This window comes from Paraglaciecola sp., assembly GCF_039942875.1.
Classification (GTDB): Bacteria; Pseudomonadota; Gammaproteobacteria; order Enterobacterales; family Alteromonadaceae; genus Paraglaciecola.
The window spans coordinates 53,513-69,396 of the sequence record NZ_JBDVBQ010000046.1 but is presented as its reverse complement, the minus strand read 5'-3'; the positions used below and the strand labels follow the sequence as shown (position 1 = coordinate 69,396).

Genomic DNA, 15,884 nt, shown 5'->3' with positions numbered 1-15,884 from the left:
GTTTATTGGTTACTATATTAAATAGCATCAATATTAGTTAATAATAAGCGAGCGCACGGCTAAAAACGAGGTGCGTAAACTTACAAGGATAAAATATGAGCTTTTTAAAAAACATGTCTATTGCACAAAAGTTGTTTCTTATTCCTATTATAGGAACGGTAGCTTTTATTTTATATTTGGGCATTACAACCGCCAATGCGTTAAACAACGTAAAAATTTTAGAGAACGTGATTGAGGTTGAATATCCTTCAGTTGACTTATCCAAAACTGCCTTGGTGAAAATGGAAAAAGTCAAAGAAGCATTAACAAGTGCGGTGACTACCGCTGATGAAGATACCTTAAGTAATGCTCAGACTTTTGCTTCTGAAACCAAAAAACTACTGCAAGATATCAAATCAATTGACCCTATTCTCAGTTCAGAAATCAGCAAAATACTCAACTCGTTTAATGAATACTATGAGATAGCGTTCACAGTATCTAAGTCTATGATTGATGGCACAGCTGATTACTCTAAACTAGGCGAAATGTCGACTAAGATGAACAACAGTTATGACAGTGCATTCAAAGGCTTAACATCGTTCAAGGATGCCAGAGTCAACTCATTTCAAACTGACATACAAGAAGCTAGCTCAAACGGTGAATCCATGATTTTAATTGGCTTCATTTTAGCCCTATTTACCATAGTGTTGCTATTCGCAACGGCAATTCCAATAGTAAACGGTATAAAAGGCAGCATAGTAGAAGTGGTGAGTTCATTAAAAGATATTGCCCAAGGTGATGGCGACTTAACGGTTAGACTCAACTCGAAAAATAAAGACGAAATAGGCGATTTAGTTAACTGGTTTAACCAATTTATGGTAAAGCTTCAGGGGGTAGTGAAAGACATAGTTGACTCTACCTTACCGTTGTCACAATTAGCCCAAAATCTGAATAAACTAACAGAAGACACTAATCAAACCATTTTTGTACAACAACGCTCAGCTTCACAAGCTAAAGAAGCTGTAGATGATATGACAAATAGTGTTAGTGCAGTGGCATCGAGCGCCGCGGAAGCCGCTACGGCAGCAGGAGATGCATCAACTGCAGCTAACGACGGGCAAGACGTTGTCAATAACACGGTTATGAGTATTCAAGAATTAGCAACTAATGTTGAAGAAACAGCAGAAGTAATTAGTAAGCTTGAAGCAGACTCTAATCAAGTGGGTGTGGTGCTTGATGTGATAAAAGGTATTGCAGAACAAACTAACTTACTTGCATTAAACGCCGCAATTGAAGCCGCCAGAGCCGGCGAACAAGGACGAGGGTTTGCCGTTGTCGCAGATGAAGTAAGAACCCTAGCTTCTAGAACCCAACAATCGACTGAACAAATTCAAAGCACAATTGAGCAGTTACAAGATGCGGCTCGTTCAGCGGTGAGTGCTATGGCAAAAGGGACCGAGCGAGCCACTACTAGTGTTGAGACTGCAAATACAGCGGGGGCTAGCTTAACGGTTATTACTGATACTATTAGCCGTATTACTAATATGAATGATCAAATAGCGCTCTCTACAGGGGACCAACAGGCAGTGGCACAAACCATCAGCTCAAATGTTGATGAAATTCACCAGAAAACGGAAGAAATTGCGACAAGCTCTAAAGAGATTGGCTCGGCAAGTGGCGAGCTAGCTCAACTAGCGAAGCACTTAGAAGGCATAGCCACACAATTTAAAGTATAGATATCGTGCTAGCCCTTATCAAAAAACAATCAAGTTTTTTGATAAAGGTCTTATAAAGTTACGAATCACCCTGCCACCAAAGTGAATTCATCGATACCTTCTAATGCTAAGAAGCTTAAGCTTCTTTCAGATGCTTTTGTAATGCTTCGACTATGTCTGTTGAAATAGGTTTTGACTTATTTGTCTTAAAATCAAAATGAACTAAAGTGGTGACCCCTACTGCGCATTTATTTTGGTTTTGCCATAGTTCTTGGTGAACATCAAACGCACTACTCCCTATCCTACAAATGGTGGTTCTAACTTCAACTTTATGGCCATAAAAATTTGCTGTAAAAAATCCATCTTGTAAGTGGCTAAAATCAGAGGCCAATTTCTTAAATCTAGTTCTGGAGTAAACAATCTAAAAATAGGTTCTCGTGCGGCTTCAAACCAGCCAGCGAGTACAGTATTACTAACATGAGCTAATGCATCAGTTTCGTAAAATCGAACATTAAACTCCTCTAAATACATACTCGCCCCTTACACTCTAATTATTTAGTAAAGGTTTTAGGAATCTTGCGGTATGTGAGCCTTCAACTTCAGCTACTTGTTCAGGCGTTCCTTGCGCAATTATTTGACCACCACCCGAGCCACCTTCAGGGCCTAAATCAACCACCCAGTCAGCAGTTTTTACCACATCTAAGTTATGTTCAATAACCACAACTGTATTACCATGATCTCGCAACCTATGTAGCACTTCTAAAAGCTGTTTAATATCGTGAAAATGCAAACCAGTAGTTGGCTCATCCAAAATATATAAGGTTTGTCCGGTATCACGCTTCGACAACTCTTTCGCTAATTTGACCCGCTGAGCTTCACCACCCGACAAAGTAGTAGCAGCCTGGCCCAAACGTACGTATGACAAGCCCACATCCATTAAGGTTTGAAGTTTCCTTGCAATTGCAGGGATGACATCGAAGAAAGGACGGGCTTCTTCTATGGTCATTTCTAAGACTTGATGAATATTCAAGCCTTTGTATTGAATTTCTAAAGTCTCGCGGTTGTATCTCTTGCCTTTACAAATATCGCAAGGTACATAAACATCTGGCAAAAAGTGCATTTCGACTTTGATTACACCATCACCTTGGCAAGCTTCACAGCGACCACCTTTAACATTGAAGCTAAAGCGCCCAGCTTTATAACCCCGAGACCTCGCTTCTTGGGTACCAGCAAATAATTCTCGTACTGGAGTGAAAATACCTGCATAAGTGGCCGGATTAGAACGTGGAGTACGCCCAATTGGACTTTGGTCTATATCCACCACTTTATCCAACATCTCCATACCCGTTATTGAGGTATAAGGAGACGGTTCACCCGTTGTAGCGCCATTTAAGTCACGATGGGCAATTTTATAGAAGGTATCATTTATTAGCGTTGACTTTCCTGAGCCAGAGACCCCAGTAACACAAGTCATTAAACCTATTGGTGCTCTAAAAGTCACATCTTGTAGATTATTACCCGACGCGCCTTTTAACTCTAACCATTTGTCGTCAGCAACCGAACCTCGCTTTGTTGGGACTTCAATTTTTTCTCGGCCAGAAAGGTATTTACCCGTTAGTGAATGCTCACTGTTTTTTATGTCATCTATTGTTCCTTGGGCGACAATTTCTCCCCCATGAACACCAGCACCTGGGCCAATATCAAGAACAAAGTCCGCGGCTCGAATAGCATCTTCATCATGCTCTACCACCAGCACTGTATTACCTAAATCACGAAGGTGAATAAGGGTTTTTAGTAAACGTTCGTTATCCCTTTGATGCAGCCCAATTGATGGTTCATCAAGCACATACATCACGCCCACTAGTCCAGCACCGATTTGACTCGCTAAGCGAATCCGCTGAGCTTCGCCGCCAGATAGAGTATCTGCACTGCGAGACAAGGATAAATAATTCAAACCAACATTCACTAAAAAGCTCAACCTGTCGTTGATTTCTTTAAAGATTTTTTCAGCTATTTTCTCTCGCTGCCCCGTTAAGGTTAAATTAGAGAAAAAGTCTAAAGCTTCTGCAATCGATAAGTCAGAGACTAGGTTCAATGGGGTATCAGCAATAAATACATTCCGCGCTTCTAATCTTAAACGAGAGCCTGAACAACTAGAGCAAGGTTGCTGGCTTAAGTATTTTGATAACTCTTCACGGACTGCATTAGATTCAGTCTCTTTATAGCGCCTTTCCATATTCGGAATAATCCCTTCGAAAGGATGTTTGCGCTCCATAATGTCGCCACGGTCATTAATATATTTAAACTTAAGAGATGTGCCCTTGCTACCATGTAAAACAATGTCTCGGGCCGCTTCATCTAACTCACCAAAAGGTACAGTCAAATCAAAATCATAATGGTCCGCTACGGCTTGTAACATTTGAAAATAATAATAACTGCGCTTATCCCAACCCCGAATGGCACCACCAGATAAGCTAATTTCTTCATTGGCAATTATGCGATGGGGGTCAAAGAATTGCCTAGTTCCCAAACCATCACAGCTTTGGCAAGCTCCAGCTGGGTTATTAAACGAAAACAGCCTTGGCTCAAGTTCCGCCATACTGTAACCACAATGTGGACAGGCAAAGTTTGAAGAAAATACTAATTCATCTTTTTCAGGCTCATCCATATAAGCCACTTTTGCGGTGCCACCAGACAAACCTAGTGCAGTTTCAAATGACTCGGATAGGCGTAATTTTAAATCTTCACGCACCTTAAAGCGGTCAACCACTACTTCAATAGTGTGTTTTTTATGTAAATCTAGCTCAGGGGGATCAGACAAATCACACACATTGCCATCGATTCGGGCCCGAATAAAACCTTGTGCGGCTAGGTTCTCTAGGGTTTTTACGTGCTCACCTTTTCTGTCTTGCACCACTGGGCCTAGCAACATTAATTTAGTATCTGCAGGCATGTCTAGTACACGGTCTACCATTTGGCTTACCGTTTGTGCATCTAAAGGAACATGATGTTCCGGACACCTAGGCTCACCTACACGGGCATATAACAATCTTAGATAATCATATATTTCGGTAATGGTACCTACGGTTGAACGTGGGTTATGGGATGTGGATTTTTGCTCAATAGAAATAGCGGGTGACAACCCTTCGATGTGGTCAACATCGGGTTTTTCCATCATAGATAAAAACTGACGAGCATAGGCCGATAAAGATTCTACATAACGCCTTTGCCCTTCTGCATACAAGGTATCAAAAGCCAGAGAAGACTTACCTGAGCCAGACAAACCAGTGATAACTGTCAGCTTGTCTCTGGGAATATCTAAATTAATGTTCTTCAGATTGTGAGTTCGAGCCCCACGTACTTCTATTCTATCCATTGGTTACCAGATGCGCCGCAAAAGAAGAAGTATTACACAATCTGTAAACTAGCTCTATGGACATTAACCTAATGAAGCAAGTTAATTGCTTGCAACTCAACAAAGATATACTACCAATTTGCTTCCCAATCCTTAAAAACAGAGGTATAACCGCTATTTTCTATCGCCGCTACAACTTGTAATACCGAACGTTCATCGCTGATTTCAAATTGGTCTAATTGAGTATCCGGGTTGGCATACCCTCCCGGTTGAGTAGAGCTGCTTGCACTCATATGAGTAATACCTAAGGGCATCAAATTATCACGAAATTCACTGCGCTCTCTGGTAGATAAACTGATTTCAAGCTGCTCGCTAAACAATCGAAAAGCACAGATAACTTGCACTAACCCTTTATCTGAAATTGGAGAGTTAGGCTCTATACCACCAGTACAGGGGCGCAGTCGTGGCAATGAAATACTGTATTTACTGCGCCAATACCGATTCTCTAAATAACTTAAATGATATCCCATCAACAAAGCATCTAAGCGCCAATCATCTAAACCAAGTAACACCCCCAAGCCCGTCTTATCAATGCCAGCTTGGCCTAATCGGTCAGGGCTATTTAACCTATATTGAAAATCTTGCTTCTTACCCCGGGTATGATGTTTTGCATAGGTAACAGGGGCATAGGTTTCTTGATACAACATGACAGCATCTAAACCTAAGCCCACTAATTTTGTATATTCATCAGTGGCTAATGGTTGCACCTCTAACGCTAGGTAACTGAACTGTTGCTTTATTTGTGGTACAACCTTGGCAAAGTAATCTGCCCCCACCTTAGTTTCATGCTCACCTGACACTAGTAAAATAGAATCAAAGCCTCGGTATTTTAATATTGCAATTTCATTACCTATTTCCTGTGAATTGAGGATTTTCCGTTTGATTTTATTACTCATAGTAAAACCACAGTAGTCACACTCATTGGCACACAAGTTAGATAAATACATGGGAACAAATAAACTAATATTGTGCCCAAAACGCTTTTGAGTGATCTGCATTGAACGCTGTGCCATTTGTTCTAAATAAGGCTCAGCGGCTGGCGATAACAAAGCCATTAATGCCTCAACATTAGCGGTTGGATGCAATAATGCTCGCTCTACATCTGCAGCGGTACAGCTGTACATAGACAAACGTAAGTGCTCACGGTCTATTGCTGCAAACACTTCAGAAAAGTTGTTAACTAAGGCCATTTAAAAACCCCGTGAGTGGACTAGTATGATTAGCCTGACAAGACACTTGCCCAAACCCTGCTTGATAAGCCGCTCTACCTGTAATAACTGCTTGTTGAAAACATTTAGCCATGGCCACAGGTTGTGGGCTAGAAGCAATAGCGGTATTAACTAACACCGCATCTGCACCCATTTCCATGGCGGCGCTTGCATCAGATGGGCAACCGATTCCAGCATCAATCACTACCGGCACCCGTGCCTGTTCAATAATAATTCGCAAGAATTCTTTTGTGAGTAACCCCTGATTACTGCCAATCGGGCTAGCTAAAGGCATAACCGCCGCGCAGCCTACTTCTTCTAAACGGTGACACAAAACGGGATCCGCATGAACATATGGCAATACCACAAACCCTAATTTAACTAAGGCTTCCGCGGCGATTAGGGTCTCGATTGGATCCGGCATTAAATACTTAGGGTCGGGGTGTATTTCTAATTTAACCCAGTTTGTCGCAAACATTTCTTGAGCTAACTGGGCTGCAAATATCGCTTCTTTGCCATTGCGAGCGCCAGAGGTATTGGGCAGTAACTTTACGCCTAAGTCGCTTAAAGGTTTCATCAAATTGTCGGTACGCAGCTTTAAATCCACACGTTTAACGGCTAAAGTTACTAGCTCTGTACCAGAAGCTCGCAACGCATCTAGCATAGTATCACTGTTAGAAAACTTCCCTGTGCCGCTAAATAAACGAGATGAAAATTGATGATTAGCAATGGTTAACATCTTCTATCCTCCAGCCACAGCATTAAACAAATCAATCTGATCACCATGCTGACAAAGCATCTCCGCCCATTGGCTTTTGGGCACAATATGTTGGTTAAGTGCTACTGCTATATTACTCAGGTCTAATGATTGAGATTCTGCTAATAACTGTAAAGTCATTAACAAATTGCTGTTTTCAGGTACGCGGTGATCTTGGCTATTTACTACAACATTTATCATAATTTTGTCTCCCCAGAGGTTAGCGCCACGTTGTGCATAGACTCAGTTTTGTTTGATTCGGGCCAGTCTCTGCAAACTGGGCACTTTACATCCCTGTGTCTCATAACCTTATGCCAAGACATAGCTACACCATCAAAAATATGTAAATACTTGTCTACGGCTCCTATGTTTAAGACTAGCTTCATTGCAGTAAGTGCTTGCATACTTGCAACCAAAGATACTGCAGTGCCTAGCACGCCCATACTCTGACAATTTTGTTGTGTATCTAAACTTGAAAACACGCATTGGTAACAACCTGCTTCAGGCGTATTTTTGCCATCAATCAGCATAAGTTGCCCAGAAAAAGCGCTAACTGACGCACTTACTAGTGGAATAAAATGGCGTGCACACCAATGATTAAGCAACTGCCTAGTTGGCATATTGTCTGAGCAATCAAGTAATATTAATCTTTCATCTTCATAGGCTTGTTTCAGGGCAGAGTTACCTGCAAATAAGCTTTCAGAAAAGTCCTTGCTGAAACGTTCCGCGTAAGCAGTAACCTTTACGTCAGGATTTAACTTTATAAGTTCTGCAGCAGCATGGCTGACTTTGTATTGCCCGATAGACTCTGGGTTAAATAATATTTGCCTAGGTAAGTTAGAGCTTTCAATTTTGTCGTCATCAACTAAATATAAGTGGCCAATGCCAGCTGCCGTAAGTTGTTGCGCCACATGAGTACCTAACCCTCCCACGCCAATAATAATAAGGTGTTGATTAAGCAATTTTTGCTGGCCCAGCTCTTCTACCTCAGGCAAGAGTATTTGCCTGTAGTACTGAATAAATTGCTGCTTAGTTAGAGTGTCAGTTGTGGCGAACGTCATATTAATGCCTGCCATGTTTGTTGTAATGCTTGCCAACTTCTACCGGGTTCAGCGGCTAGTTCAATACCTCTAACAACTGCAATATCGTCTACTTGCGTCTCTTTTACTTGAGCAAGGTTATCTTGGTTAATCCCTCCAATCGCCACAAGAGGTAAACGACCTTTAAGTAACCGACAGTATCGCGCTAGTTTTACTAGCCCTTGCGGCTGCGAAGGCATTGCTTTGGTGGGTGTAGCAAAGATATGGCCTATGGCTAAATAGCTTGGCGATAATTGCTGCACTAATAACATTTCGAAGTATCCATGAGAGGACAAGCCTAATGCCAAACCTGCAGCAGCAATTTGGGTTAGGTCTGCTTGCAATATGTCTTCTTGGCCTAAATGCACACCAAACGCACAGTGTTTAATCGCAAGTTGCCAATGATCATTAATAAAAACCTGAGCCTGATATTTTTCACCAAGAACCACTGCCCGCTGAATATCTTGCTCTAATTGCTCTACATTCTTAGGTTTTTTTATTCGTAACTGTACAGTGTGTGCACCTGCTATTAAAACTTGCTCCAACACATCTAGCGATTGAGTGACCGTATACACCTGTAAAGGTTGACTTACCTTGGCAAACACTAACTGACTATTAACTGCTAATTTAGGGTATTCAGGCATAATGATTTCAGGAAAATAGCGCATATCATTGGGCCAGCCATTACGGGCTAACACACCAGGGCCTTTGCCCAATCCAAAGCTACACTCAAGACCTCGATGCACATATGCTTTGGCGATTACAATAGCGTCTAATAACGGATGACCTAATGCCATGGCCGTGGCTATCGCTGAAGATAAGGTGCACCCTGTACCATGGTTATGAAAGGTATCCACTGAGCTGGCTTTGAAGCCAAACAACTGCTCTTGGTGGTACAAAGATGTATGAGCAATATTATGGGCCGCAAGCCAATCCACAGACAATGAGCTTTGATTATCCCCCCCAGTCTGTAAGATATTGGTGTTGATTAACTGGCTCAAATTAACCAAAGTTCCGTGGTCACCATTACCTTGGTTATGATTACCACTAGTTAGGGTCTGCAATTCCTGTAGGTTTGGCGTTAGCAAAGTGACTTGCTTCGCCAAGCTTAAATATAGATCTGCTGGTATTATCTGGTTTTCACTCAATAATTCTTGGCCACTGCTAGCCACCATGACCGGGTCCCAAATAATGGGGATCTCAACACCATGTTTTTTCTTGTAGCTCGCTAAGGTTTTAGCTAACCAATCCCGCACTAATTTAACTTGCTCTGCATTAGCTAACACGCCAATTTTGATGGCTTTTGGCGGCATATCCTCAAGTAAACAATTTAACTGTTGGGTCAGCATGCTTGTGGAAACAGCCTCTAACTCGACTACTCTTTGAGAGTTTTGTGCTGTTATAGCTGTGACTATATTACAAGCATGCCCACCCAAATCTTGAATAGTTAAACTATCAGCCTGAATACCCGCCCCACCGCCACTGTCTGAAGCAGCTATACTCCAAACAACGGGCCGATTAGGATCAGAGTTTACTGACCCCTTATCATTACTCATTTTGTTCATTATTTATTCGGACTCAGTAGTAAATTCACTGCTAACAGGAGTGTAAATTTGCGCACCTTGGGCCTTAAACTCTGCTGATTTTTCAGCCATGGCAGATTGTATGTCGGCCGAACTTAAACTAGCTCGGTTGGCAGCCAAACGAGAAGCATCTTGTTCAACTTGTATCTGTTGTTTGGCTGCGTATTCTCGAACTTCTTGGGTTATTTTCATGGAACAAAATTTTGGTCCACACATAGAACAAAAGTGTGCCACTTTGGCAGACTCTTGAGGCAGACTTTCATCGTGATAAGCCCTAGCAGTATCAGGGTCTAACCCTAAGTTGTATTGGTCCTCCCATCTAAATTCAAAACGGGCTTTAGATAAAGCATTGTCACGAATTTGCGCACCTGGGTGACCTTTAGCTACATCCGCAGCATGGGCGGCAATCTTGTAAGCGATTAAGCCTTGCTTTACATCCTCTTTATTGGGTAAACCTAAATGTTCTTTAGGTGTCACATAGCAAAGCATTGCCACTCCATACCAACCAATCATGGCCGCGCCAATTCCTGAGGTAAAATGGTCATACCCAGGCGCTATATCAGTGGTTTGCGGGCCCAATGTATAAAATGGCGCTTCACCACATATGTCTAATTGCTTATCTATGTTCTCTTTAATTAACTGCATAGGGATATGACCGGGCCCTTCTATAATGGTTTGTACATCGTACTCCCACGCAATTTTCACTAACTCACCTAGGGTTTCTAGCTCAGCAAATTGGGCTTCATCATTGGCATCGGCAATACAACCGGGGCGCATACCGTCACCTAACGAAAGCGACACATCATAAGCAGCACATAGCTCACAAATTTCTTTAAAGTGTTCATATAAAAAGCTTTCTTTATGGTGAAACAAACACCACTTAGCCATGATAGAACCACCTCGAGACACTATGCCCGTCAAGCGTTTAGCTGTCATAGGTACGTAGCGTAAAAGCACACCTGCATGAATAGTAAAGTAGTCAACGCCTTGTTCAGCTTGCTCAATTAAGGTGTCTCGAAATACTTCCCATGTAAGATCTTCTGCCACACCATTTACTTTTTCTAAAGCTTGATAAATAGGCACTGTACCAATAGGCACAGGTGAATTACGTACAATCCATTCTCGGGTTTCGTGAATATAACGACCTGTGGACAAATCCATTACTGTATCTGCGCCCCAACGGGTGGACCAAACAAGCTTTTCAACTTCCTCTTCAATCGAAGAGGTTACCGCCGAGTTACCAATATTAGCGTTTACTTTCACTAAAAAGTTACGGCCAATGATCATGGGTTCCGCTTCTGGATGATTAATATTTACGGGAATAATAGCGCGCCCTCTAGCCACTTCATCACGCACAAACTCTGCAGTGATAGGCTGCCCAACAACAGCACCATAAGCATTACCTGGGGCTTTTTGAGTTAAGACTTCAGCAGTTACTTGCTCACGAGCCATGTTTTCACGAATAGCTATGTATTCCATTTCGGGGGTAATAATACCAGCCTTGGCATAATGCATTTGAGTGACACATTTGCCAGCTTTGGCTTTGAGGGGTTTGTCGAGTGAATCAAAACGTAAATGATCTAAGCCGTCATCGGCCATTCGCTCTTGGGTAAAGCGTGAGCTAGCATGGCAGAGCTGCTCAACATCATTGCGCTGCATGATCCAGTCACGGCGCAGTTTCACCAAGCCCTGACGCACATTGATATTGGCATTAGGATCTGAATATGGCCCGGCACAGTCGTATACCATAATATCTGGATTTTGTTCAGTAACGGGGGCATCTTCACTCCCTCCTAAAACAGTATCAGTTTGAGTGATAGCCCGCATACCTACTTGGATATCATGCAAGGTTCCCCGCAAATGTACCTTGTGAGAGTTTGGATGTAACAGTGGTTTTAGGTTATCTATAAATTGTTGTGCCTTAGCACGAGTTTGACGACGGTTTGACATTAGCAATCTCTCATAGTGTTAAAAAATGAAGTTGCTTGTCTGGAGAGGTTATATGTTGATAAGCGCCAACAAAGAGTAATATCCACATAGCTACTGTGGATAAAAATACACTTTGTTAGGCGGTAACCTTGTTGGATAGGCTAATTCTAAAATAGCCTTATCCAACAAGGTTATGCTTGTTTCCTTCGCGAGTTCTAACTCGATCAGGTTCAACGGATCCCGAATTAACGGTCTCAGCTCGCATCATTACCTAAGTAAAAATACTCGCACTCCGACAAGAGTGAATATTAAAACAAAGTAATAATTTAGGCGCAAGGCGTATTTTCATTACCTATGTCTAAAGTGAGGGCGATTCTGTGTTTACCAATTTTAATAGCCGTGACAATAAAAATTTGCTATCGAACAATTCACGTTAGACTCTATTCTATGAATAGTTCATTATTCCTCACTATATTGAGCGCAGACTCCTACATTATTCATGATAAACAAGCTGGATTTTCAATGACCCAAACCTTTAAAGCTATTACCTTCTTTTTGATTTTCAGCATACTTGGGCTATTAAAAGCTCACGCTAACGAGCAGTTATCGGAACCTGTTGATTTAACGTCTTTGCCAGCACAAGTTGCTCAGGCCCTAGATAAGTTTGCTACCCCCGGTATGGCAGTGGGTGTGACTTACAAAGGGAGAGCAATTCATCTAGAAGGTTATGGTAAACGGGATATCAAAGGTGACTTAGCAGTCACTGCGACCACTCAATTTCGTATTGGCTCCACCAGCAAAGCCTTTACCGTTGCAAGCTTAGGAATTTTGGTAGACGAAGGAAAACTAAACTGGGAAGACAAGGTCACCGATCATTTGCCAGAATTTAAAATGATGGACCCTTGGGTAACAGCAGAGTTTACCATTCGAGATTTACTCACTCACAAAAGTGGTTTAGTCAGTGGAGCTGGTGACAGCATGATTTGGCCAGAACCTTCAGGATTTTCTCGGCAAGAAGTTATTTCTAAACTACATTACCTAACACCAAAATATAGCTTCAGGTCCCAATATGCTTACAGTAATGTTATGTATATTACCGCAGCTGAAATTGTAGCCCGAATAACTAATATGCCTTGGGAACAATTCGTAGACACTCGAATATTTGCGCCACTCAATATGAATTGCTATGCCGGTGATATGCCAAAAGCAGCTCTTGAGAATGTATCAAAAGGATATGGAATTAACTCAAATAATGATTTTTTTGAAATACCCCGCAACGGCATCAATGGCAAAACATTAATGTCTGCAGCAGCTGGCGGTATAGTCTGTAATGCACAAGACATGTTGAAGTGGGCCGCTTATTTATTAACCTTAAATAAACAGTTAAATTTAGAAGAACAAGAATTTGAAACTCAGGTATTTAGCGCCCAAAGACTCAAAGAAATGTGGTCTCCCACCACCATATTACCCTTACCCAAAAGAGAGCGAGAGAACAACCAAACCCACATTAAAACCTACGGTTTAGGTTGGCGATTATTTGATGTAGACGGCCTACAGCTTGCCTCACATACCGGTACCATATCAGGCTTTCAGGCCTTTGTTACTTTAGTGCCAAAATTAGAGTTAGGCATTGTTTTGCTTAGTAATGGCTCAAATTCAGGCGCTAGGGCATCGATTATGCAAACCATCTTAAAAGCATTTGTAAGTCCAAATGATGACTATGATTGGGTACAAGATGAATTTGAGTATCGCGAAGTTCGCAAGCAAGAGTACTTAGCAAATTGGCAAGAGCCCAAGGGCACAAACACTGTTTTATTAGCGCAATCAAACTATGTGGGTACTTTTGAAGACAAGTGGTTTGGAAAGATAATTATAGAAAATTCTAACGGTAAATTACGTATTCATTCAGACCGAATGTTGAGTCTTACAGGAACACTAAAACCATTTAATGAACATAGCTTTAAAATAATTTGGGATAATCAAAATGCCGCTAGTCATGCATTTATCCACTTTAATACTGACATAAACAGTGTAGTAACCTCATTCACTTTGACGCCCTTTAAGGTAGAAGAACCTGAAAACCACGAATACTTAGATATGTTTTTTAATAAAATTGACTAAACTGCAACCCAATTAGCAAAGCGCTAATTGGGTGAGTCATGCAAAAACTTATGTTAGACTATTCGGCCAGTTTTTCCCTTGTTTAACCACACTTATAAATTAACTAATAACAGATACTCTCTACATTGAACTCCATAGAACTTCGCACCGCATTTTCCCTAGCATTTGTATATGTTTTACGCATGCTTGGTTTGTTTATGGTGATGCCTGTATTAGCGATTAGCGCCACAAATTATGTAGATTACTCTGCATTTTTAGTAGGCTTAGCTATTGGTGGATATGGCCTTACCCAAGCAATATTACAAATTCCTATGGGTGTGCTTTCAGACAAAATAGGTCGTAAGCCTGTAATTGTAGTAGGCTTAATATTATTCTCCATAGGCAGTGTATTAGCAGGTTTATCTGAAAGTTTGACATGGATAGTAATTGGAAGATTCCTGCAAGGAGCTGGTGCAATTGCCGGAGCAATCATGGCTCTGGCAGGCGATTTAAGCCGCGAATCCCAGCGCCCTAAAGTAATGGCTGTAATAGGTATTTCAATTGGTTTTTCATTTTATCTAGCCTTGTTATTGGGCCCTGTCATAGCCGGTAAGTTTGGCTTAAGTGGCATATTTATGGCCACCGGATTTTTAGCTGTAGTGTGTATTTTATTAGTGATATTTGCGGTGCCTAATGCCGTTAACATTGCCCCTAAGGGTGACACCCTGCCAGTTCTTGATGATCTTAAAAATCTATTTAAACACCCCCAACTACTACGTCTAAATATTAGTGTGTTATTACTTCACATGATGATCACCTTAGTGTTTGTGCAAATTCCTATATTGTTAGTGGACTTGAACTGGCCCCTAGCTAGCCATTGGCAGGTTTATTTAATGGTATTAGTTGCCTCCATAATTGGATTATTAGGTTTAATGAAAGTAGCGGCTAAACATCCAAGTGCCATATTACAAATTAGTGTATTAGGTCTCGCCCTAGTATTCACATGTATGATTTTTGGCCATCATTCTTTGATCTATTTAATAATACTAATTAGCTTGTTTTTTACCTGTTTCAATTATCTTGAAGCCAACTTCCCAGCGATGGTGTCTAATATTGCTCCTGCCGGAAAGAAAGGCTCTGCAATGGGTATTTATGCTAGCTTTCAATTTTTTGGTGCATTCATAGGCGGGGTAACATCCGGTAGCATAAGCGAGTATTTTGGTCTGCAGTGGGTATTTGTAATTGCCAGCCTTGTATGTGTTCTTTGGCTATTTTTTATACGCGGTTTACAGGCGACTAATCGCTTAAAAAGATATACACTTAAAACACAAAATAAATCCACTGATCTAGCGTTTCAACAACTTGCCAAATTAGAAGGTGTAATGGATATCACCCTAGTACCTAGTGAGCAAGTTGTTTACTTAAAAGCAGATGGTAAACATTTCGATATTCAGCAAGCTAGAGACTTGTTGAACATACCAGAATAATTAGGAGTCATAATGGCGAGTAAAGGCGTAAATAAAGTAATTTTAGTAGGTAACTTAGGTAAAGATCCTGAAGTCAGATATACCCCTAATGGCAAAGCGGTCGCTAATTTAACTTTAGCCACCTCAGAGAGCTGGAAAGACCAAAGTGGTCAGATTCAAGAAAAAACCGAATGGCACCGAGTTTCAATGTTTGGCAAGTTAGCTGAAATAGCAGGCGAATATTTACGTAAAGGCAGCCAAATATATGTAGAAGGCAAATTACAAACCCGTAAATGGCAAGATCAACAAGGTCAAGACCGTTACACCACAGAGGTTGTTCTCGACCCCTTTAATGGCGTAATGCAAATGTTGGGCGGCAAAAGTGGCGGACAATCACAATCTGAAGGCGGCTTCCAAGGACAGCAGCGGTCTGCACCACAAGCAGCACCTCAGCAAAACCAAGGCTATCAACAACAGCCTCAATATCAACAGCCGCCAGCTCAAAATCAAGGCTTCAACCAAGCTCCAGCTCAAAACCAAGGGTTTAATCAAGCTCCGGCTCAAGGTAAACCGAATCCTGCACCTGAGCCAGATTTTGACTTTGATGACGACATTCCGTTCTAGCTTACGAATGACTTAAAAGTGTAAATATG

The 15,884-nt window shown here is 41.5% G+C and carries 11 protein-coding genes, 1 pseudogene and 1 riboswitch; of the genes and pseudogenes, 4 read left to right on the top strand and 8 right to left on the bottom strand.

Annotated elements, in window-relative coordinates; genetic code table 11:
• Positions 1-95 precede the first annotated feature (95 nt).
• Positions 96-1,715, top strand: coding sequence for a methyl-accepting chemotaxis protein (locus ABJE44_RS15870; protein ID WP_348111018.1), 1,620 nt, complete (start codon positions 96-98; stop codon positions 1,713-1,715).
• 115 nt (positions 1,716-1,830) lie between these two features.
• Here the strand turns inward: ABJE44_RS15870 and ABJE44_RS15865 are convergent.
• The 8 genes and pseudogenes from ABJE44_RS15865 to thiC form a co-directional block, all read right to left on the bottom strand.
• A pseudogene (locus ABJE44_RS15865) lies at positions 1,831-2,225 on the bottom strand (thioesterase family protein).
• Positions 2,226-2,241: 16 nt separating this feature from the next.
• A complete protein-coding gene (gene uvrA, locus ABJE44_RS15860; RefSeq protein WP_348111017.1) occupies positions 2,242-5,070 on the bottom strand; it encodes an excinuclease ABC subunit UvrA in 2,829 nt (942 codons plus the stop codon).
• Between the two features lie 110 nt (positions 5,071-5,180).
• Positions 5,181-6,299 (bottom strand): 2-iminoacetate synthase ThiH, encoded by a 1,119-nt coding sequence (gene thiH / locus ABJE44_RS15855; RefSeq protein WP_348111016.1) that lies wholly within the window; start codon positions 6,297-6,299, stop codon positions 5,181-5,183.
• Positions 6,286-7,056 carry a thiazole synthase gene (locus ABJE44_RS15850; RefSeq protein ID WP_348111015.1) on the bottom strand — a complete coding sequence of 257 codons (771 nt, stop codon included), beginning with the start codon at positions 7,054-7,056 and terminating at the stop codon, positions 6,286-6,288. The genes thiH and ABJE44_RS15850 overlap by 14 nt, the downstream gene beginning before the upstream one ends.
• Before the next feature lie 3 nt (positions 7,057-7,059).
• Positions 7,060-7,275: a sulfur carrier protein ThiS gene (gene thiS / locus ABJE44_RS15845; protein WP_348111014.1), complete on the bottom strand. Its 216-nt coding sequence runs from the start codon at positions 7,273-7,275 to the stop codon at positions 7,060-7,062.
• Positions 7,272-8,135 carry a HesA/MoeB/ThiF family protein gene (locus tag ABJE44_RS15840; protein WP_348111013.1) on the bottom strand — a complete coding sequence of 288 codons (864 nt, stop codon included), beginning with the start codon at positions 8,133-8,135 and terminating at the stop codon, positions 7,272-7,274. The genes thiS and ABJE44_RS15840 overlap by 4 nt, the downstream gene beginning before the upstream one ends.
• Positions 8,132-9,709: a bifunctional hydroxymethylpyrimidine kinase/phosphomethylpyrimidine kinase gene (locus tag ABJE44_RS15835; RefSeq protein WP_348111012.1), complete on the bottom strand. Its 1,578-nt coding sequence runs from the start codon at positions 9,707-9,709 to the stop codon at positions 8,132-8,134. The genes ABJE44_RS15840 and ABJE44_RS15835 overlap by 4 nt, the downstream gene beginning before the upstream one ends.
• A gap of 12 nt (positions 9,710-9,721) precedes the next feature.
• Positions 9,722-11,686, bottom strand: coding sequence for a phosphomethylpyrimidine synthase ThiC (gene thiC / locus ABJE44_RS15830; RefSeq protein ID WP_348111011.1), 1,965 nt, complete (start codon positions 11,684-11,686; stop codon positions 9,722-9,724).
• A gap of 163 nt (positions 11,687-11,849) precedes the next feature.
• Positions 11,850-11,970, bottom strand: a riboswitch (TPP riboswitch).
• A gap of 142 nt (positions 11,971-12,112) precedes the next feature.
• Here thiC and ABJE44_RS15825 point away from each other — a divergent pair.
• The 3 genes from ABJE44_RS15825 to ssb all read left to right on the top strand — a co-directional run bounded on the left by ABJE44_RS15825 (position 12,113) and on the right by ssb (position 15,855).
• Positions 12,113-13,786, top strand: coding sequence for a serine hydrolase (locus ABJE44_RS15825; RefSeq protein WP_348111010.1), 1,674 nt, complete (start codon positions 12,113-12,115; stop codon positions 13,784-13,786).
• A gap of 125 nt (positions 13,787-13,911) precedes the next feature.
• The gene (locus ABJE44_RS15820) at positions 13,912-15,252 is read left to right on the top strand and encodes an MFS transporter (protein WP_348111009.1); all 1,341 of its coding nucleotides are present in this window, start codon (positions 13,912-13,914) and stop codon (positions 15,250-15,252) included.
• Between the two features lie 12 nt (positions 15,253-15,264).
• A complete protein-coding gene (ssb, locus tag ABJE44_RS15815; protein ID WP_348111008.1) occupies positions 15,265-15,855 on the top strand; it encodes a single-stranded DNA-binding protein in 591 nt (196 codons plus the stop codon).
• Positions 15,856-15,884 lie beyond the last annotated feature (29 nt).

Coding starts and splice junctions, on each gene's coding strand:
- uvrA (WP_348111017.1), bottom strand. CDS start 5,070: ATGGATAGAATAGAAGTACGTGGGGCTCGAACTCACAATCTGAAGAAC.
- ABJE44_RS15870 (WP_348111018.1), top strand. CDS start 96: ATGAGCTTTTTAAAAAACATGTCTATTGCACAAAAGTTGTTTCTTATT.
- thiC (WP_348111011.1), bottom strand. CDS start 11,686: ATGTCAAACCGTCGTCAAACTCGTGCTAAGGCACAACAATTTATAGAT.
- ABJE44_RS15840 (WP_348111013.1), bottom strand. CDS start 8,135: ATGACGTTCGCCACAACTGACACTCTAACTAAGCAGCAATTTATTCAG.
- ABJE44_RS15835 (WP_348111012.1), bottom strand. CDS start 9,709: ATGAGTAATGATAAGGGGTCAGTAAACTCTGATCCTAATCGGCCCGTT.
- ssb (WP_348111008.1), top strand. CDS start 15,265: ATGGCGAGTAAAGGCGTAAATAAAGTAATTTTAGTAGGTAACTTAGGT.
- thiH (WP_348111016.1), bottom strand. CDS start 6,299: ATGGCCTTAGTTAACAACTTTTCTGAAGTGTTTGCAGCAATAGACCGT.
- ABJE44_RS15850 (WP_348111015.1), bottom strand. CDS start 7,056: ATGTTAACCATTGCTAATCATCAATTTTCATCTCGTTTATTTAGCGGC.
- thiS (WP_348111014.1), bottom strand. CDS start 7,275: ATGATAAATGTTGTAGTAAATAGCCAAGATCACCGCGTACCTGAAAAC.
- ABJE44_RS15825 (WP_348111010.1), top strand. CDS start 12,113: ATGAATAGTTCATTATTCCTCACTATATTGAGCGCAGACTCCTACATT.